The sequence below is a fragment of the Paenibacillus tritici genome (assembly GCF_018207515.1).
Taxonomy (GTDB): Bacteria; Bacillota; Bacilli; order Paenibacillales; family Paenibacillaceae; genus Paenibacillus_AQ; species Paenibacillus_AQ tritici.
Window position 1 is genome coordinate 2373455 of the sequence record NZ_CP073365.1, and the last position, 19199, is coordinate 2392653.

The window sequence follows — 19199 nt, forward strand, 5'->3', positions numbered from 1 at the left end:
TAGATTTTGTAGTTGGAAAAAGTGAGACAGAGAGAACGAAAAAACGGAGGAAAACCTAATGCGGAAAAGTAAAATTGTATGTACGATCGGACCTGCAAGTGAATCGTTGGAGAATATCAAAAAATTGATTTTGGCTGGTATGAATGTGGCCCGTCTGAATTTCTCCCACGGTGATTTTGATGAGCATGGAGCCCGGATCAACACGATCCGTCAAGCTTCCAAGGAACTTGGCAAGACTGTTGCCATCCTGCTCGATACCAAAGGACCTGAGATTCGTACAGGCAAGCTGGAAGTTGAACCGATTGAACTGGTACAGGACGAGTATCTGACATTGACTACGGAAGAGATCCTTGGCGACCAAAACCGTATCTCCATCACCTACAGCGACCTTCCTAATGATGTTCAAGTGGGATCAACCATCCTGATCGACGACGGCCTGATCGGCCTTACTGTTGTTGACATTCAAGGCACCGAAATCAAGACCCGTATTGTTAACGGCGGTACTATCAAGAGCAAGAAGGGCGTTAACGTACCAGGAGTTTCCATCTCCCTGCCGGGTATTACGGAAAAAGACACCAGCGATATCATTTTTGGGATCGGACAGGACATTGATTTTATTGCCGCTTCTTTCGTCCGCAAAGCCAGCGACGTTAAGGAAATCCGTGAATTGCTTGCGAAGCACGATGCTTCCCACATTCAGATCATCTCCAAGATCGAGAACCAGGAAGGTGTCGATAACCTGGATGAGATTCTGGCGGCTTCCGACGGCCTCATGGTTGCCCGTGGCGACCTGGGTGTAGAGATTCCAGCTGAAGATGTGCCTTTGGCGCAGAAGCTGATGATTCAGAAATGTAACATCGCCGGCAAACCGGTAATCACAGCTACCCAAATGCTGGATTCCATGCAGCGCAACCCGCGTCCTACCCGCGCTGAAGCGAGTGACGTAGCGAACGCAATCTTCGACGGAACAGATGCAATCATGCTGTCCGGTGAAACGGCTGCCGGGAAATATCCGGTAGAATCCGTACTGACCATGTCCCGCATCGCTGAGAAAGCGGAATCTGCCCTGAACCACCGTGAGATCTTCATGAAGCAGCAGATTGCTCAAGAAACTACTGTAACTGAAGCGATCAGCCAATCCGTAGCGATTTCCGCTCTGGACCTGAATGCCAAGGCGATCATTTCTTCGACAGTAACGGGCCACACGGCACGCGTGGTTTCCAAATACCGTCCGAAATCACAGATCATTGCTGTAACTACCCAGGAAAGAACAATGCGTCAGCTGGCGCTGGTATGGGGCGTAACTCCTGTATTCGGTCCTGAAGCTCATTCCACTGACGAATTGCTGGAAACTGCCCTTAACGGCGGTAAAGCTTCCGGTCTGGTCAAAGCAGGCGATCTTGTAGTGATTACTGCAGGTATCCCGCTTGGACGTTCCGGTTCCACTAACCTGGTGAAGGTAGACACGATTCCAGCCGACTAGGATTTGGAAGAATGCTCTGCAGCACGAATTGAATAGATAGATAAGAGCAGCGGTGCCTCATGCCGCTGCTCTTTGATTTTTAAATAGATGAAATTGTATGTTTTAAGTAGATATTTTGTGGATGGGTATTACTGCAGGTTGATGTAAATGCTGCTATTGTATATATTGGATTGAGGGTTTTTACGGGAAGCGGATGATCAGGCTTTTTAAGCGAATGCCGTCCTTTAAGGGGACGGCGTAGCCGTTTTTACCTGGCGGCAGTTTTTCTGGACTTTCCGGCGGGCTGGCTTTTGGGATAGAGCCGTCTGACCGAGAAGGCATCTCCGCAGGAGCGCGGGGCTGAAGGCAGTGCCAGCAGGACATTATTCTGGATCATAATGCCGCCGTCGGAGGCTTTAAGTCCGGGGCTGCGTCCGTTGATCCGGCAGCAGGTGAAGCAGACCGGAGAGATTTTGGCCAGCGGTGCAATATCGAAGCCAATCTGCGGAGCCTCCACAATCCATTCGGCGGAGCTTTGCGGCCCGTTATAGCGCTGTACGGTGCGGAATACCCAGCACTTGCTGAGGTTGCGCAGGGTGATGCACCATTTGCCGGGACTGAGCTTGACGATGGAAGCCCGCATGTGGTCACCGGGAGATACCGGCAAGGGAATAACAGTCTCCGAGGCAGGAAGGATTTCCCACCAGGCATAATAGCGGACCTTCCCGTTTACCGATTCGTGGCCGGTTCCGGTCTGAATCAGACTGCTGTTCTTGAAGCCGTCGATGCCGATCCAGGCCGAGGAGAACGTAGCTTTTACTGTTGGCTTTACATAAGGGACGATCCAGTCGGCGGATATCCGCCGGTAGGTGCCCTTTTTGCCGGAGATCGCATAACCGCTCCAATTACTGGAGGTCCAGCCGAAGCCGGAATGGGCGGCTCTACCCGTATTGAGTTTATCCGTTAGACAGGGTTTGCTCCGTTTCAATCTATTGATTTGGCCCACTTGTCCACCGCCTTAATAGGTTTTGCTCTATTAAATGCAGCACTTGGCCAGGAAGGTTGGGTATTCTGTTAAAAAGAATGAGAGAGGACTTGTAATCCCCATGGAAAAAATAACAAAGCTGCGCGGGTTCTATCTGTTTCTGGGACTGGCCGGGGGCTCCTTCGGCTCTTATCTGTCGCTGCTGCTGAAATCGAACGGACTTGAAGTCAGCCAGATCGGCGTGCTGATGGCTATAGGAACCCTGATCGCAATCTGCGTCCAGCCCTTATGGGGAATGGTGTCCGACAGATATAACCAGGCGCGGCTGGTGCTTATTCTGAGTGTAGCGGTTCCGGCTGTGCTCGCTGTAATGTACCGCTCGGAGTATTTCATTGTGCTGATGCTGGTGTATACCGTGTCCACGATCTTCTCCTCCACACAGGCGCCTATTGCCGACTCCTACGCCATAGCAGCCGCGAACAGAGCCGGAGCGACTTACGGCAGCATCCGGATGATGATGAGCATAGGCGCTGCCGTAGGGGCCATTGCGGGGGGACAGTATGTGTCCAAATTCTCCGTATCGACGATCTGGCTGCCGTTCTTGCTGCTTAACAGCATTGCGGTGGTGATCGCCTTCACCCTGCCTAAGCAGGCCGAGGAGAATCACATGATGAGCCAGTCCTTCTCCCAGGGCGTCAAAAAACTGCTGGGCAACCGCATCTTTCTGGCTTTTTTGGGCGGGAGCTTCCTGGTCAACCAGACCATGACGGCGTTTGGCACGTATTTTGTCATTGCTTTCCAGTCTGTCGGGGGATCGACCGGCACTGCCGGAATCGCCCTGTTTCTGGCGTCGATTACCAATGTGCCTTCCATGTTCTTCGCCTCCAAAGTGATCCGCAGACTGGGGATGGAGCGGACGCTGCTGCTCGGCGCAACGATCTATGTGCTGCGCTGGGGGATTCAGGTGGCCTTCCCATACCCTTCGGTAATGATCGGGGTGCAGGTGCTTCATGGCCTTTCCTTCGGCTTTTTCTATATTGCAGCGGTTGAATATGTATCGAAGATTACCTCGGCGGAGATGCAGGCGACCGGGCAAAGTGTATTCAACATCGTATTCTCCGGCTTAGCCGGCATTCTCGGGAATCTGCTGAACGGAATGCTGCTGAATCAGGGCGGTGTTGGCCTAATGAACCTGTCGTGTATGCTGAGTGCGGCAGCGGGGGCGGCCCTCTTGTTCTATGTCGCCCGAAGCTCGCGGCGCAAGCTGCCGCTGAAGTCGGCATCCGGCGGTGTCAGCGCGTAGCTGTCTGATGATTGACGATGAAACTTTGAGAGAGAGGAGCATAAATATGAATCCACATCAACCGGGGTGGACCAGCCGCTGGCACAGTACCTCCCTGCGTGTGCGTTATCAGGAGACAGATCAGATGGGCGTGGTCTATCATGCCAATTATTTGATCTGGTTTGAGTGCGGCCGGACGGAGATGTTCCGCGAGCTGGGCTTCGACTACCGGAGGCTGGAGAGCCTGGGGCTATTGTTGCCTGTAACCTCTGCAGATTTGCAATTTAAAAGCCCGGCGCGATATGATGATCTTATCACCGTGTATGCGCGGTTAACGACCTTCTCGGCTCTGAGGGTTGTCTATGAATATGAAATCCGCCGTGTGGCGGCAGGCAGTGAAGGCGAAGAGTCCGGGACCGTTAAGGCGCATCCGGCGGACAGCGGCACTCTCCCCGGCGAGCTTCTGGTCAGCGGATCGACGAGCCATGTCTGGCTGAACGGGGAATGGAAGCCTGTGCGGATCGACCGGGCACAGCCTGAGCTGTTCGTTGCTATCCTGGCTGCGTTACAGGAAGAATAGCGTTAATGGAAGAAGAAGGAGGAGCAGTATGATCAGGAACAAATGGCTGTGGGCCGCACTTTTTGCAGTCCCGGCCGTGGAATTATTCGGTTTCATCTATGTCTCAAGTCTTCTTGGAGCGCCCAAGACACTGCTGATCATGCTGGCCACTTCGGTGATCGGTTTGCTAATGATGCGGTTCGAGGGCAAAAAAGTGCTGCAGGACAGCAAAACACATATGCAGGAGGGACGGGTGCCGGGACGGACGATGCTGGACGGCTTATGTATCTTTTTTGGCGGCCTTCTGCTGATTCTGCCGGGATTCGTTACGGATCTGATCGGCTTTACCCTGGTGTTTCCGCTGACCCGGCCGCTGTACCGGGTTTTTCTGCTGAAATGGATCGAGAAGAAAATGAAAAACGGGACGTTCACCTTCTACCGCAGGTAGAGCAGGGGAGCGCTGTAAGAAACATAGGAAAGAGAAGTGTGTGAAAGCGTTCGGCTGCAGTTGCTGCGGCTGGGCGCTTTCTGTGCTTGGACCGGAGATCGCGCGGATAAGTGACGGTGAGGAGCAGAAGTGCACCCGATGCCGCTGGGTTGCTCCCTAGTCCGCCTAATCTCGTAACTTACACACATTAAGTAATTTTATTTTAAGTTTGTTGTCTGAATAGAGCGACCTCATCTTTATATGCTGAGTTCTTGCGTGAAAAATGAAAGGGATAAATCCCTCTGATCCAGCCGAAAGTGGGCTATATGAGAAAATGAAAGGGATAAATCCCTCTGGTGCCGCCGAAAGTGAGCTATATGAGAAAATGAAAGGGATAAATCCCTCTGATCCAGCCCAAAGTGAGCGATATGAGAAAATGAAAGGGATAAATCCCTCTGATCCAGCCGAAAGTGAGCTATATGAGGAAATGAAAGGGATAAATCCCTCTGGTGCAGCCGAAAGTGGGCTATATTAGAAATCGAAAGGGATAAATCCCTCTGATCCAGCCGAAAGTGGGCGACATGAGGAAATGAAAGGGATAAATCCCTCTGATTCAGCCGGAAGTGGCCGGGAGGGGAAGCGGCGGCAACAAATCGCATCCATAGGTGTGTTGATGGGATGGATAGCCCCGGCAATACTGTTACAGAAGTAAATTAGTTTTAAAAAGCGTGCCAACTCCAGTGTAGCCGCACCATTCCCAACTGTAGCCGCATAAACCCCACTGTAGCCGCCCCACGCCAATCCCGATCTTAGCCGTGCAAACCCCATTGCAATCGCACCGCGCAATCCCGCGAGCCACGCGTTACTCCGATGTACGCGCCCTCTCTTTGAAGCACGCACCCCGCCCTAATGCAGCCTGCCGCTAAGAATATAGCTGCGCAGGGCGCGGAACACACCGGCGCGGGCGAACGCATCCAGAATAACGAGCAACACCGGGCCGAGAATCAGGCCGAGCATGCCGAAGAGCTGGAGCCCGGCGAACATGCCGATCAGCATGGCGAGCGGATCGACTCCGATACTGCTGGCGAGCACCTTGGGCTCCAGCACCTGGCGGGTGATCAGAATGATGCCGTACAGCACCAACAGGCCGATCGCCAGAGCCATGTTCCCTGTCATATAGGAATATAGTGCCCAAGGCAGAATCACGATACCGACCCCCAGATAAGGAATGAGATCAACGATGCCGATGGTCAGACCGATGGCGAAGGCGGAGTGAACTCCCAGTAGCAAAAGCCCGATAATTACAATCACCGCAGTTACGGAGATCAGCACCACCTGGGCACGGAGATATCCGAACAGCGCCTTACGCAGATCCTTCCAGATCTCCGACACCGGCCTCAGCAGCGGAGCAGGGAGCAGGGAAGTCAGCCTGGCGTTATGCCGTTCCCAGCCGGTGCTGAGGAAGAAGGCGGCCAGCACGATCACAATCAGAATGGTGCCCAGGCTTGGCAGCGAGGAGATCAGCTTCAGAATGAAATTGAAGAATCCCGTGATCATCTGCGTCATGGCTTGGCCTACGGTTTCTGTTGTTCTGCTGATATTGCTGTCAATGGTGGCATGATAGCCCGGGTTATCGTGGTAAAATTGGTTGATTTGGTTAATGATATTCTGAATGCTGGCATTGCGGCTTAAGGACAGCAGCAGCTCCCGCCATTGGTCGGTATGCAGATCGAAGGTCTGGAGCAGGCCGATCAGCTCTTTTACGAGCCGCGTGATCAGGGCAGTCAGGACAAGGACCGTGCCGCCCATATAGAACAGCAGCGAGAGGGAGACGGCCAGCCAGCCGGGAAGCTTCATTCCCTTCAGGATCAGCACCAGGGGATGCATAAGATAAGCCAGCATCCAGGCGAGCAGCAGAGGATACAGGAGCGGCAGTAATACATATACAGCCAGCAGGATCATTGCGGCAGCAAGCACGACCCATAGGCCGCGCAGCATTCTTTTAAGCACAAGTGTGTCGATCTTCGGTCCCTCCCACTCTGACGGATTGCCGGGAATCACTGCTCGTCTTATGTATATTCATAGGGAATATGAAAAGACTAGAAGCGGCACAAAAGGCAGATTGCGGCCCTGTCTGTAACCTGGAAGCGTAATCATGAAACAGTTATTGCGTTCGTTTTTTTCTATCTCTCCGATAAAATCATTTGATCCCCTTCATAGCTTCCACGTTGTTCACATAACCGTCAAAATCCGGTATGATAATTAAAGGATAAACAGCAGAAATTTAGTTGCAATCTCCACAGCCAGTCCTGATGCGTTTTTTCAGAGAGTTGAAATATTTGAAAATGTAAATGTTTACATGAGCTTTGAAGCGGCACTATATACCCTTGTTGGCAAAGGAGAGAGACTATGACAGCTACTAAAGGACTTGAAGGCATTGTTGCAACGACCTCCTCGATCAGCTCTATTGTGGATGGAGTGCTCACTTACCGCGGCTATGATATTGACGACCTTGCGGATAATGCCACGTTTGAGGAGACCGCTTATTTGTTGTGGTTCGGCAGTCTGCCGACGGTGCCGGAGCTTGAAGCTCTGCGGCGTGACCTCAGCTCATATGCTCCCATCCCGGAGCAGGTGCTCACTCAGATGAAGCTGTATCCCAAAGAAGCCAACACCATGGCCGCCCTGCGCTCAGCCGTATCCAGTCTGGCCCTGTATGATGAGGCTGCTGACGACATGAGCCGCGAAGCGAACCAGACCAAGGCGCTCAAGCTTCAGGCGCAGATTCCAACCGTAGTCGCCGCACTGGCCCGCATCCGCAAAGGTCTGGAGCCGGTGGCACCCAAGGAAGGCTTAACCATCGCCGAGAACTTCCTCTACATGCTGTGGGGAGAACAGCCGGACGCTGTATCGGTGAAGGCGCTGGACACGGCGCTGGTGCTTCATGCCGACCATGAGCTGAATGCTTCGACTTTTGCAGGACGGGTAACGGTTGCTACCCTGTCTGACATCTATTCCGGCGTTACTTCGGCCATCGGCGCGCTTAAGGGACCGCTGCATGGCGGGGCGAATGAAGCCGTGATGAAGATGCTGGAGGAGATCGGCAGCCTGGATGCGGTTGAACCGTATATTCAAGGCAAGCTGGAGCGCCGTGAGAAGATTATGGGCTTCGGTCACCGGGTATACAAGAATGGCGATCCGCGCGCCAAGCATCTCATGAAGATGTCCAGCGAGCTGGGAACCATGAAGAATGACACCAGTCTGTATGATATGTCGGTCAAGGTGGAAGAGCTGATTACCAGCCAAAAGGGGCTGAAGCCGAACGTGGACTTCTATTCAGCTTCGGTCTACACACAGCTGGGGATTGAACGGGAGCTGTTCACCCCGATCTTCGCGATCAGCCGGACATCAGGCTGGACGGCCCATATTCTGGAGCAGTATGAAGATAACCGTATCATCCGTCCGCGTGCGGAATATACAGGCATGTCCGACATGAAGTATGTCCCTGTGGACGAACGATAACAGGGCAGCCCTTGCGGGCTGCTCCACCCCTTTAGTACAATGAACTATATTAATGCTTGTACATCATACTTTTAGGAGGAATTCCCACAAATGTTGAAACTGGAACAATACGATCTGCCCACAGAAGGCGAACAAATTACAATCGAAGATGGCAAGCTGCTGGTTCCGGATCATCCGATCATTCCATTCATTGAGGGTGACGGTACAGGCCGTGACATTTGGAAAGCCTCCAAGCGGGTGCTGGATGCAGCTGTAGAGAAAGCCTACGGCGGTGAAAAAAAGATTGCGTGGTACGAAGTTTTTGCCGGCGAGAAAGCCTTCAATACATATGGTGAATGGCTGCCGAACGACACGCTGGAAGCTATCCGCGAGTATATCGTGGCTATCAAAGGCCCGCTGACTACTCCCATTGGCGGAGGTATCCGTTCTCTGAACGTGGCGCTGCGCCAGGAGCTTGACTTGTATGTATGTCTGCGCCCCGTGCGTTACTTCGACGGTGTTCCTTCTCCGGTGAAGCATCCTGAGCTGGTCGATATGGTTATTTTCCGTGAGAACACAGAAGATATCTATGCCGGAATTGAGTATCAGGAAGGCTCCGCCGAAGTGAAGAAGGTTATCGAATTCCTGCAGAAGGAAATGGGCGTTAACAAGATCCGCTTCCCGGAGACATCCGGTATCGGCATCAAGCCTGTATCCGAGGAAGGCTCGAAGCGCCTTGTCCGCTCCGCAGTAGAATATGCCATCAAGCACGGACGCAAGAGCGTTACACTGGTACACAAAGGCAATATCATGAAATTCACCGAAGGGGCATTCAAGAACTGGGGCTACGAAGTGGCTGAACAGGAGTTCGGCGACAAGGTCTTCACCTGGAACCAGTATGATGTCATCAAAGAACGCGACGGTGAGGCTGCGGCTAACGCTGCCCAGAAGGAAGCTGAAGCAGCAGGCAAAGTAATCGTCAAAGACGCTATCGCAGACATCGCGCTGCAGCAGGTCTTGACACGCCCGACTGATTTCGATGTCATTGCGACGCTGAACCTGAACGGCGACTATCTCTCCGACGCGCTGGCTGCACAGATTGGCGGTATCGGTATCGCTCCGGGAGCGAACATCAACTATATTACGGGACATGCTATTTTTGAAGCTACTCACGGTACAGCACCGAAGTATGCAGACAAGGATGTTGTGAATCCGGGCTCCGTGATCCTCTCCGGCGTAATGCTGCTTGAGCATCTGGGCTGGCAGGAAGCTGCTGACCTGATCTACAAGGGAATGAGCACGGCGATTAACAATAAGACGGTTACTTATGACTTTGCCCGCCAGATGGAAGGCGCGACAGAGCTTAAATGCTCTGCTTTTGCCGACGAGATCATCAACCATCTGTAATTAGGCCAGGACGGATAGCACGACAAGTATAAGCTGCACATCTGTGTAGCTTATACTTGCGTCAGGCCGCCTCAAGGTCAGCATTATATTCGGAGGGAGGGGTACTATGGCCATCAGACGCTCAAAAATAACTGTCGTAGGTGCCGGATTCACGGGTGCAACTACAGCGCTTATGCTCGCTCAGAAGGAGCTTGGCAATGTGGTGCTGCTCGATATTCCGCAGCTTGAGAACCCGACCAAAGGCAAGGCGCTGGATATGCTGGAAGCGGGGCCTGTGCAGAAATTCGATGCTCAGATCACCGGGACCTCCAGCTATGAGGATGCAGCAGGCTCGGATATTGTCATCATTACGGCAGGAATTGCACGGAAGCCCGGCATGAGCCGTGATGATCTGGTCAACACGAATGCGGGTATCGTGAAGTCGGTCTGTGAGAATGTGAAGCGTGTTGCTCCGGAGTCCATTGTGATCATTCTGAGCAATCCGGTGGATGCTATGACGTATGTGGCGTACCATGCGCTCGGCTTTCCCAAGAACCGCGTCATCGGACAATCCGGTGTGCTGGATACGGCCCGTTACTGTACATTCATCGCTCAGGAGCTTAATGTGTCGGTGGAAGACGTACGCGGATTCGTGCTTGGCGGCCATGGAGATGATATGGTGCCGTTAGTGCGTTATTCCAGCGTAGGCGGCATTCCGATCGACACCCTGATTCCGGCAGAACGAATCGCCGAGATTGTGCAGCGTGCCCGTGTCGGCGGCGGCGAAATTGTCAGCCTGCTGGGTAATGGCAGCGCTTATTATGCTCCTGCCGCCTCGCTGGTTCAGATGACGGAAGCCATTCTCAAGGACAAGAAACGTATCCTTCCGGTCATCGCTCTGCTTGAGGGTGAATACGGCTACGATAACTTGTTCATGGGAATTCCTGCACTGCTGGGTGCGGAGGGCATCGAGAGAATTTTTGAACTGGAGCTTACGGCGGAAGAGAAGGCGGCACTGGATAAATCCGCTGATTCTGTCCGTGCAGTAACTTCTGTAGTTACCTTGTAACATTCGAATTGGAGGAGATTACGATGGGTCACATTTTCTTTTTTCTGCATATGATCGGGACACTGGCGCTCGGCTTTTATCTGGTGCTGCCGTTTATTCTGAGCGGGACAGCTAAGTTATCTGCTCCGGCCAAGGAAGGTACCCTGAGTGCTATTGGCGGGTTTAACCGTTTTGCCCAATACGGGCTTGTGATCCAGCTGCTGACCGGCGGCTACATGATGACTAAGGGCGAATATTCAGTGCCCTGGATGATCATCGTTACTGTGCTGCTGCTGGCTATGTTCGCCTTCGGCGGGATCATGAGTAAGCCTCTGCGCCTCGCTGCGGCTGGGATGAGAGAGAACCGCGATGTCTCTGCGGAGACGTCCAAAATCCGTACCATGAGTATGCTGCTGATGCTTTCGCTGGTAGTCATGATCTTTTTCATGGTGTACAACACGATTATTTAAGCTGCTGCCCGGTCAGATTATCCGGGGATAGTTATTAAATAGCTCTGGAGGCTTCGGCTTCCGGGGCTTTTTGTTGTATGGAATGTGATCGGGAGCTGTTCCCATTTGTTAGATATTCAGCATCGTTCACCCGTCTATTTCCCGGAAATCACCCGGTACTCCCGGTCCAGTATCGCGTAGAAGTATTGATTCACCCACTTGTCCTGCCAGAATAATTCCTCCCGGAATACGCCTTCGCGGACCATGCCTAACCTGTCCAGCACCCGGGATGAAGCCGTATTGAATTCATTACACATGGCAACCACTCTATGAGCCTTCCACTCTTCAAAAGCAAACTTCAAGGCTATCTGTGCAGCCTCTGTACAATATCCCTGTCCCCGGTATTCGGGAAAGAGGGAGTAGCCCAGCTCCCAGCTGTCGCGCTCTTGGACATACCAGTGGATACTCAGCTCCCCTATAGGTGTGGCCTCGGGATTATTCAGCCTGATGACGTATTGCTTGTGCCAGTCACTGTTGATTTTCTCCGCTACCTCCTTCTTGACGGCTTCCTTATCGGTTGGAATGATCTCCTCGAAGGGCCAGAGGGAGGGGCTGGTAGTGATATCAACGATGTAATCTACATCGTCTAAGGTTGCCGGGGATAAAGTGAGTCTTGCGCTCATTTTGTGTTACCTCCTAATTTAGCTTTGATCTTGATACAAACTGAATCTATTTCAAGCTTAAGATAGAACCCCAACCGGGTATAGATAATGTTCTTTTTGGCAACGTTCCTTACTTACCGTACTATCGTTCGGCTATCCGGCTCTCAGGAGAGAATGACGTAAGAGTATGGGAAGCATTGAATGAAGATTTGTTGTTTGGCTGGCTCCCGAGTGTGGTAAGTAACATAACGTAAAGCAATTCAGGCAAACTACCAGGATGCATAAACACCAGACCTTAAGCCATGCTAACAAGAATGAGTTCAACATTATTGTGAACCGCGAAAGGAGAATGGATTATGCCAGACACAAGTAATCAGCCTACCAAAACCCTGCCTCCGCAGGTACAGGATCAGCAGCCCGGAATTGAAAGTGAGATGAATCCGCTTCCGGAGTTTGAGACACCGGCTTACAAGGCAGCAGGCAAGCTGCTGGGTAAGGCTGCGCTCATTACGGGAGGCGACAGCGGGATCGGGCGTGCAGTTGCCGTTCATTTTGCCAAAGAGGGTGCAGACGTTGTGATCTCTTATCTGAACGAGCATGAGGATGCGGAAGAGACCAAACGCCAGGTGGAGCAGGAGGGCAGAAAGTGCATTCTAATCTCCGGCGACATCGGGGTGGAGGCCTTCTGTCAGGAGCTGATTAATAAAACCGTGGAGGGGCTCGGCAAGCTGGATATCCTGATCAATAACGCCGCTGAGCAGCATCCGCAGGACAAGATCGTGGACATTACAGCCGAGCAGCTGGAGCGTACGTTCCGGACGAATATATTCTCCATGTTCTATCTGACCAAGGCAGCGATGCCTCATCTCAAAAAAGGCTCCACGATCATCAACACCACCTCCATCACGGCGTATCGCGGTAGCCCGCAGCTGCTGGACTATTCGTCCACCAAGGGAGCGATTCTCAGCTTCACCCGTTCCCTGTCGATGAATCTTGCGGAACAAGGCATCCGAGTAAATGCCGTTGCACCGGGCCCGATCTGGACACCGCTAATTCCGTCAACGTTTGACGCGAAGAAGGTCAGTGAGTTCGGCGCCACCCAGCCGATGAAGCGCCCGGGACAGCCCGAAGAGCTGGCACCGGCTTATGTGTATCTGGCCTCTGACGATTCTTCTTACGTGAGCGGACAGGTTATACATGTGAACGGCGGCGAGGTCGTCAACGGATGATAGCTTTCACAGGAATAATATGCTAATATACAAAAGGCATAAACATACAATAGCATAGAACGATCACTAGGGGAGCCGCAAGGCTGAGACGGGCAGATCTGCTCGGACCCTTTGAACCTGATCTGGGTTATACCAGCGTAGGGAAGTGGAGAAACGAATAATGCAGCGGGGGTTCCGGCCAGCCGGTATCCCTGCTTATATTCCAGACTGCTTCCTTATGGGGGCGGTCTTTTTTGTGTTTGTGTGTTTATGGAGAATGGAGCGGAAGAGAGGGGCGAAGGCGTTGCACGAACTTCATGTCATCTCAGACGGGCGGCTCCATCCTGAGGCGTTGGCCGAACTGGCTGCGGCGGTACATCCTATGGTGGATTATATCCATCTCCGGGAAAAATCCCTGTCTGCCCGGGAGCTGTTGGCGGCAGCGGGGATGCTGCTCCAAGCCGGAATTCCACCGGCGAAGCTGGTTATTAATGACCGGGTCGATGTCGCGTTAGCCGTAGGGGCTGCCGGAGCCCAGTTAGCCTGGCACAGCCTGCCGCCAGCCGGAGTGCGCGGGATCGCACCAGGCCTGCGCCTGGGCAGGTCGGTACATTCCCGGGAGGAAGCGGCGGAAGCCGGGCGGCAGGGGGCGGACTTCTGCCTGTATGGGCATGTGTTCCCGACTGCCTGTAAACCCGGGCAGCAGGAACGGGGCCTGGAGCAGCTGGCGGAGGCCGTCCGCTGGAGCCGAATTCCGCTGATTGCGCTCGGAGGAATTACACCGGACAATGCCGGGGCTGTTCTCGCTAAGGGAGCTGCGGGAATTGCTGTCATGTCCGGGATCTGCGGGGCCCCGGACCCTGCGGCTGCGGCCCGGGCCTACAGGGCAGCCGTTCATCAGGCTGCGGCGCAGGCTGAAGCACTGAATATAGTTCCAGCACCGGGTGAAGGAGGTGAACAGGCATGAATTTGACCGTGAACGGGACCGTGCAGCGGTATGAAGAGAGCTGCCGGACGCTGGCTGATCTGCTGGCCCGGCCGGAGTGGGCCGGTAAGCTGGTGATTGTCGAACTGAACGGTGAGCTTGCCGGCAGAGAGGCTTACGGGGATACGCTGCTGAACGAAGGGGACCGGGTGGAGCTGGTTCATTTTGTAGGCGGAGGTTAGGGATAGCGGGCAGAGGAGAAGCGAACGAGCAAGCAGGCAGGCAGATTGGCGGTTTAGATACAGGCGATAACTTATCCAGGAGGCGGTATGATGCAAGACCCTTTGATGATTGGCGGAGTGACTTTAACCAGTAGACTGTTCATAGGCACCGGAAAATACAGCCGAAACACCCTTATTCCCGAGGTCATTGCGCGTTCAGGCTCGCAGGTTATTACAGTGGCCCTGCGCCGGGTAGACCCGCAGAGCAAGGACAATATTGTCAGCCATATTCCTTCCCATATGACCTTGCTGCCTAACACCTCCGGTGCGCGTACCGCAGAAGAAGCGGTGCGGATTGCCCGCCTGGCAAGGTCGGCCGGCCTGGGCAATTGGGTGAAGATCGAGGTGATCAATGATCAAAAATATTTGCTGCCCGATAATATCGAGACGATCAGGGCTACGGAGATTCTGGCCGCAGAGGGCTTCGTGGTTCTTCCTTACATGAGCCCGGATCTGTCAGCCGCGCTCCGGCTGAAGGCGGCCGGGGCCGCAGCCGTTATGCCGCTGGGAGCGCCGATCGGCTCTAACCGGGGACTGCAGACGAAGGAGCTGATCCGCATTCTGATCTCGGAAACAGATCTGCCTGTCATTGTGGATGCCGGAATCGGCAGGCCATCAGAGGCAGCGGAGGCGATGGAGATGGGCGCAGCGGGTGTTCTGCTGAACACTGCCATTGCCACCGCGAAGGACCCTCTGCTGATGGCAGAGGCCTTCTGCGAGGCCGTATCCGCCGGACGCAAGGCCTACCTGGCCGGACTGGGGCCGGTGGAGGAGACCGCCGCGGCCTCTTCGCCGCTGACCGGATTTCTGGCCTGATGGATGGAATGGGGAGGGGGAGAAGGGCATGAGCTTTTATGAAACGATGACCCGGCTGGAGCAGCTTCCTTACGGGATGCTGTGGAACCGCTATACGGCGGAGGATGTGAAGCGCGCGCTTCGTGCAGAGCGGGTCGATGAAGAAGGGCTGATGGCTTTGCTGTCACCGGCAGCGGAGCCTTATCTGGAAGAGATGGCACAGAAGGCGCAGAGATTGACACGTGCACATTTCGGTCATGTGATGCAATTATTTACACCGATGTATCTCGCTGATTACTGTGTGAATCATTGTACCTATTGCAGCTTCAGCTCCATTTATGATTTTCCGCGCAAAAAACTCACGCTGGAAGAGGTTGCCCGCGAAGCGGAGACGATCGCGGCCACAGGCCTGCGCCATATTCTGATCCTCACCGGGGAATCCCGCATGGACAGCCCGGCCAGCTACGTAAGGGATTGCGCCGAGGTGCTTCGCGGTTATTTCTCTTCCGTCAGCATTGAAGTGAACCCGCTCTCTACGGAAGAATATGCTGAACTGAGAGGGGCAGGCGTAGACGGTCTGACGCTCTACCAGGAGGTCTATCACCAGGAGACTTACCGCGAGCTGCATGTGAAGGGTCCGAAGCGGGTGTACCGCAACCGTCTGGACGCGCCGGAGCGGGGCTGCCTTGCCGGCTTCCGTTGGGTCAATATCGGAGCCTTGCTCGGCATGTACGAATGGCGCCAGGAGGCTCTGGCCACTGCGCTGCACGCCAGGTACTTGCAGGATAAGTACCCGGAATGCGAAATCGGATTCTCCATTCCAAGGTTCCGGCCGTACCTGGGGGAATTCAATCCCGCAAGTGATGTGACTGACCGTGCACTGGTGCAGATTATCCTGGCGTACCGTCTGTTTCTGCCGCGTTCCGGGATTTCACTGTCCACCCGGGAGCCGGCGGCTCTGCGCGATCATTTGGTCCATCTCGGCATCACGAAGATGTCGGCAGGAGTATCCACCGAGGTGGGCGGACATTCCTTGGAGGGCGGAACCCCGCAGTTCGAAATCTCGGACAACCGCAGTGTGGAGGAGATCGCCGGGATGCTGCGCTTGCAAGGGCTGGAGCCAGTGTTCAAGGACTGGGACATCCTGTCCGAGCCGGTTTGCTTGACTTAGCCGAAAAGAATTGGATGGATGTAGTCTGGAGTAACGGACTGGATTGACCAGACTGACGAAACTGACCGGACGCAAATAACCCGCCGTGAGGCGGGTTATTTGCATAATCTAAAGATTACAGGGCTTCTCGCGCCGACTTCTCCTTCTATCGTGAAGACGTATGGCCGGATGTAAGCGAAAAACGGAACACATTGTGCTGACGCGAAGATAGATGGCCGGATGTGTGCGAAAAACCAAACACATTGTGCTGCGCGAAGGTGCATGGGCCGGATGTGTGCGGAAAACCGAACACAATTGGATTGGGAGCGCCACGTAGGCGTTGCGTTTATCGCAGGTTGTGCCAGAAGTATTTTCACAGAATAACCGAACACAATAGTAATGAAGAGCATTAGCGGTGCTCCTCATGGCTAACACGGGATGCAGCCAGAAAGCAGGCGGATGAAGCAAATGTGGTGCCACTTGCGTAAGAGGGGCACAAGGCATCAGCATTGTTCACTGTAAGGATATCAGCCCACGCAAAGCAAATGCTGTATTCCATTCACTCTACAGAATCGGGCTGTCCGGCGGACTGTCCCCGGCTCACGCTTGAAGACAGCTCGTCCAGGGACATCTCGAAGCCCGGTGCCATGTGGGCAAGGAAATACTCCATCTCCGGCATTGCCAGAGCATGCAGCCTGTCTGCGGTCTGCTCTTTGGCGGCGGCAAATTCGCGGTTGCCTGCGGCGACTTCCCAGACGCATTTGAGGTAAGCGTCCAGCACATCCGCTGCCTTGACGTAGCGGAGCAGTCCGGCATCTTCGGAGCCGGGCGGGCTGGTCTGCGGCTGCAGGAGCGGCGCGTAGACTGCGCTCAGCTCCGGCGGGATCATGGCGGCCAGCCGGTCGGCAGCCACCTGCTCCATCTCGCGGAAGCTGGACAGCAGCTGCGGGTTGTTATGCTTCACCGGCGTAGCGATGTCGCCAGTGAAGACCTCGGTGGCGTCGTGGAACAGCGCCATCGCGGATGCGCGGTCGGCGTTCAGCGAACGGCCGAAGCAGGCATTGCCGATGGTGCACAGCATGTGCGCCAGAAGGGCGACCTGGAACGAATGCTGCGCTACGTTCTCCGGGGCGGTGCTGCGCATGAGGCTCCAGCGCTGGATATATTGCAGCCGGTAGAGATATGCTGAAAAATGGAAGTTCAATTTTGAAGTAACCCCTTTCATGAGCGTCCTAATATGATATTATAGTAACTAATTGTACCAGAGTTAGGGCAGCTTGAACCAGATGGAGAGGAGACTGAATGAAGATGCAGCATTTTGAAGAGAGCATTTATAATCTGATCGTAGAGACCTCCACGAATTTGCCGGGGGATGTGCGCCGGGCGGTTGCCAAAGGCCGGGCGCTGGAAGACCGCGCAACCCGCTCCGGGCTGGCACTAACCACCATCGCCCAGAATATTGGCATGGCTGAGCATCAGGTATCGCCGATCTGCCAGGATACAGGGATGCCGACTTTTATTATTCATACGCCGGTGGGCGTGAATCAGATAGAGATGAAGAAGGATATTCATAGTGCGATTATCCGCGCTACGAAGAACGGTAAGCTGCGGCCCAACTCCGTAGATTCGCTTACCGGCGAGAACAGCGGGGACAATCTGGGGGCAGGCACTCCGGTGATTCATTTTGAGCAGTGGGAGGAAGAAGGCATAGATGTCCGGCTGATCCTGAAGGGCGGCGGCTGCGAGAATAAGAATATTCAGTACAGTCTCCCGGCAGAGCTGGAGGGACTCGGCAAAGCCGGACGCGATCTTGACGGTATCCGCAAATGTATTCTGCATGCCGTATACCAGGCGCAGGGCCAGGGCTGTAGTGCGGGCTTCATTGGAGTAGGCATTGGCGGCGACCGTACCACCGGCTACGAGCTGGCTAAGAAGCAGCTGTTCCGCAAGGTAGAGGATGTGAACCCCAACGGGGATCTGGGCAAGCTGGAAGATTACATTATGGAGAATGCCAATAAGCTGGGGATCGGCACGATGGGCTTCGGCGGTGAGGTTACGCTGCTGGGCTGCAAAATCGGGGTCATGAACCGGCTCCCGGCCAGCTTCTTCGTCTCGGTGGCCTACAATTGCTGGGCCTTCCGCCGCCAGGGGATTCTGGTTCATCCGGCCACCGGAGACATTAAGGAATGGCTCTATGAGAGCGGCACCGGAATATCGGTGGAAGGAGAACAGGCGCCGCAGCCTGTAGCGGAACCGGTGGGTATAGCTGCCGCAGACCGGGCAGCCTCCGGTATTGTTCCAGAGGATGCGACGATTCCTGCGGCACCGGCCATTGTATCCGGTACGGGTGAAGCAGCTTCCGAACCGGCTGTTCCGGGACATGGAGCGGCCTCCGAACCGGCTGCGGCAGCTTCCACCGGCTCAGGCGGCTCGCGTGAAGTCCGCCTGAGCACACCGATCAGCGAGGAGGACATCCGCAGCCTGCGTGTCGGTGATGTGGTGATCCTCTCCGGAGAGATGCATACCGGCCGCGATGCGCTGCACAAATATCTGATGGATCACGACACCCCGGTGGATCTGAACGGGGCCGTCATCTATCACTGCGGTCCGGTTATGCTGAAGGATGACGAGGGCTGGCATGTGAAGGCGGCCGGACCGACAACCAGCATCCGCGAGGAGCCGTATCAGGGAGATATTATTAAGAAGTTCGGTATCCGTGCCGTAATCGGCAAAGGCGGTATGGGCCCCAAGACCCTCAAGGCATTAGGCGAACACGGCGGCGTCTATCTCAATGCTATTGGCGGAGCGGCGCAGTATTATGCAGAATGTATCAAGAAGGTTAATGCGGTAGACTTCATGGAATTCGGCATACCCGAGGCGATGTGGCATTTACAGGTGGAAGGGTTCGCAGCAATTGTGACCATGGATGCCCATGGTAACAGCCTGCATGCCGATGTGGAGAAAGATTCCGCCGCCAAGCTGGCCCAGTTCCGGGAGCCGGTGTTTAAGTAACAGGACCTCAAACAAACCAAGAAACAGCGTCAGTCATGGACGAGTAAAGTCCATAGACTGACGCTGT

19 protein-coding genes and 1 riboswitch are annotated in these 19199 nt (G+C 54.3%); of the genes, 15 read left to right on the plus strand and 4 right to left on the minus strand.

Annotation, left to right across the window (positions count from 1 at the left end):
* The first annotated feature begins 58 nt into the window (after positions 1-58).
* Positions 59-1483 carry a pyruvate kinase gene (gene pyk, locus KDC22_RS09980; RefSeq protein WP_173140387.1) on the plus strand — a complete coding sequence of 475 codons (1425 nt, stop codon included), beginning with the start codon at positions 59-61 and terminating at the stop codon, positions 1481-1483.
* A gap of 247 nt (positions 1484-1730) precedes the next feature.
* Here the strand turns inward: pyk and KDC22_RS09985 are convergent, their stop codons facing one another.
* Complete coding sequence (locus KDC22_RS09985; RefSeq protein ID WP_246553434.1) at positions 1731-2468, minus strand: G1 family glutamic endopeptidase; 738 nt, start codon at positions 2466-2468, stop codon at positions 1731-1733.
* A 100-nt stretch (positions 2469-2568) separates the two neighbouring features.
* On the opposite strand from KDC22_RS09985, the gene KDC22_RS09990 reads away from it, so the two are divergent.
* From KDC22_RS09990 to KDC22_RS10005, 4 genes are all read left to right on the plus strand, one after another.
* Positions 2569-3750: an MFS transporter gene (locus tag KDC22_RS09990; protein ID WP_173140385.1), complete on the plus strand. Its 1182-nt coding sequence runs from the start codon at positions 2569-2571 to the stop codon at positions 3748-3750.
* Between the two features lie 46 nt (positions 3751-3796).
* Positions 3797-4309 (plus strand): acyl-CoA thioesterase, encoded by a 513-nt coding sequence (locus tag KDC22_RS09995; protein ID WP_173140383.1) that lies wholly within the window; start codon positions 3797-3799, stop codon positions 4307-4309.
* A 28-nt stretch (positions 4310-4337) separates the two neighbouring features.
* The gene (locus KDC22_RS10000; RefSeq protein WP_173140381.1) at positions 4338-4736 is read left to right on the plus strand and encodes an FxsA family protein; all 399 of its coding nucleotides are present in this window, start codon (positions 4338-4340) and stop codon (positions 4734-4736) included.
* 262 nt (positions 4737-4998) lie between these two features.
* Positions 4999-5250, plus strand: coding sequence for a hypothetical protein (locus KDC22_RS10005; RefSeq protein ID WP_211722909.1), 252 nt, complete (start codon positions 4999-5001; stop codon positions 5248-5250).
* 371 nt (positions 5251-5621) lie between these two features.
* Here the strand turns inward: KDC22_RS10005 and ytvI are convergent, their stop codons facing one another.
* The gene (ytvI, locus tag KDC22_RS10010; RefSeq protein WP_211723978.1) at positions 5622-6737 is read right to left on the minus strand and encodes a sporulation integral membrane protein YtvI; all 1116 of its coding nucleotides are present in this window, start codon (positions 6735-6737) and stop codon (positions 5622-5624) included.
* A 387-nt stretch (positions 6738-7124) separates the two neighbouring features.
* On the opposite strand from ytvI, the gene citZ reads away from it, so the two are divergent.
* The 4 genes from citZ to KDC22_RS10030 all read left to right on the plus strand — a co-directional run bounded on the left by citZ (position 7125) and on the right by KDC22_RS10030 (position 11120).
* On the plus strand, positions 7125-8237 hold the full coding sequence (gene citZ, locus KDC22_RS10015) for a citrate synthase (protein ID WP_173140377.1): 1113 nt from the start codon (positions 7125-7127) through the stop codon (positions 8235-8237).
* A 90-nt stretch (positions 8238-8327) separates the two neighbouring features.
* The gene (gene icd / locus KDC22_RS10020; protein ID WP_211722910.1) at positions 8328-9623 is read left to right on the plus strand and encodes an NADP-dependent isocitrate dehydrogenase; all 1296 of its coding nucleotides are present in this window, start codon (positions 8328-8330) and stop codon (positions 9621-9623) included.
* A gap of 106 nt (positions 9624-9729) precedes the next feature.
* Positions 9730-10671, plus strand: coding sequence for a malate dehydrogenase (mdh, locus tag KDC22_RS10025; protein WP_211722911.1), 942 nt, complete (start codon positions 9730-9732; stop codon positions 10669-10671).
* Positions 10672-10694: 23 nt separating this feature from the next.
* Positions 10695-11120 carry a hypothetical protein gene (locus tag KDC22_RS10030; protein WP_173140371.1) on the plus strand — a complete coding sequence of 142 codons (426 nt, stop codon included), beginning with the start codon at positions 10695-10697 and terminating at the stop codon, positions 11118-11120.
* A gap of 134 nt (positions 11121-11254) precedes the next feature.
* On the opposite strand, the gene KDC22_RS10035 is transcribed toward KDC22_RS10030, so the two are convergent.
* A complete protein-coding gene (locus KDC22_RS10035; RefSeq protein ID WP_211722912.1) occupies positions 11255-11782 on the minus strand; it encodes a GNAT family N-acetyltransferase in 528 nt (175 codons plus the stop codon).
* A 335-nt stretch (positions 11783-12117) separates the two neighbouring features.
* Here KDC22_RS10035 and KDC22_RS10040 point away from each other — a divergent pair, with 335 nt between their 5' ends.
* The 5 genes from KDC22_RS10040 to thiH all read left to right on the plus strand — a co-directional run bounded on the left by KDC22_RS10040 (position 12118) and on the right by thiH (position 16141).
* Positions 12118-12990 (plus strand): SDR family oxidoreductase, encoded by an 873-nt coding sequence (locus KDC22_RS10040; protein ID WP_211722913.1) that lies wholly within the window; start codon positions 12118-12120, stop codon positions 12988-12990.
* Between the two features lie 58 nt (positions 12991-13048).
* Positions 13049-13151, plus strand: a riboswitch (TPP riboswitch).
* 95 nt (positions 13152-13246) lie between these two features.
* A complete protein-coding gene (locus tag KDC22_RS10045; RefSeq protein WP_211722914.1) occupies positions 13247-13936 on the plus strand; it encodes a thiamine phosphate synthase in 690 nt (229 codons plus the stop codon).
* A complete protein-coding gene (gene thiS, locus KDC22_RS10050) occupies positions 13933-14136 on the plus strand; it encodes a sulfur carrier protein ThiS (protein ID WP_211722915.1) in 204 nt (67 codons plus the stop codon). The genes KDC22_RS10045 and thiS overlap by 4 nt, the downstream gene beginning before the upstream one ends.
* Before the next feature lie 90 nt (positions 14137-14226).
* On the plus strand, positions 14227-14991 hold the full coding sequence (locus tag KDC22_RS10055; RefSeq protein ID WP_211723979.1) for a thiazole synthase: 765 nt from the start codon (positions 14227-14229) through the stop codon (positions 14989-14991).
* Between the two features lie 28 nt (positions 14992-15019).
* Positions 15020-16141 (plus strand): 2-iminoacetate synthase ThiH, encoded by a 1122-nt coding sequence (thiH, locus tag KDC22_RS10060; RefSeq protein WP_211722916.1) that lies wholly within the window; start codon positions 15020-15022, stop codon positions 16139-16141.
* Positions 16142-16679: 538 nt separating this feature from the next.
* Here thiH and yfbR read toward each other — a convergent pair.
* Positions 16680-17324 carry a 5'-deoxynucleotidase gene (yfbR, locus tag KDC22_RS10065; RefSeq protein ID WP_173140411.1) on the minus strand — a complete coding sequence of 215 codons (645 nt, stop codon included), beginning with the start codon at positions 17322-17324 and terminating at the stop codon, positions 16680-16682.
* 104 nt (positions 17325-17428) lie between these two features.
* Here yfbR and KDC22_RS10070 point away from each other — a divergent pair, with 104 nt between their 5' ends.
* The gene (locus KDC22_RS10070) at positions 17429-19132 is read left to right on the plus strand and encodes a fumarate hydratase (RefSeq protein ID WP_211723980.1); all 1704 of its coding nucleotides are present in this window, start codon (positions 17429-17431) and stop codon (positions 19130-19132) included.
* Positions 19133-19199 lie beyond the last annotated feature (67 nt).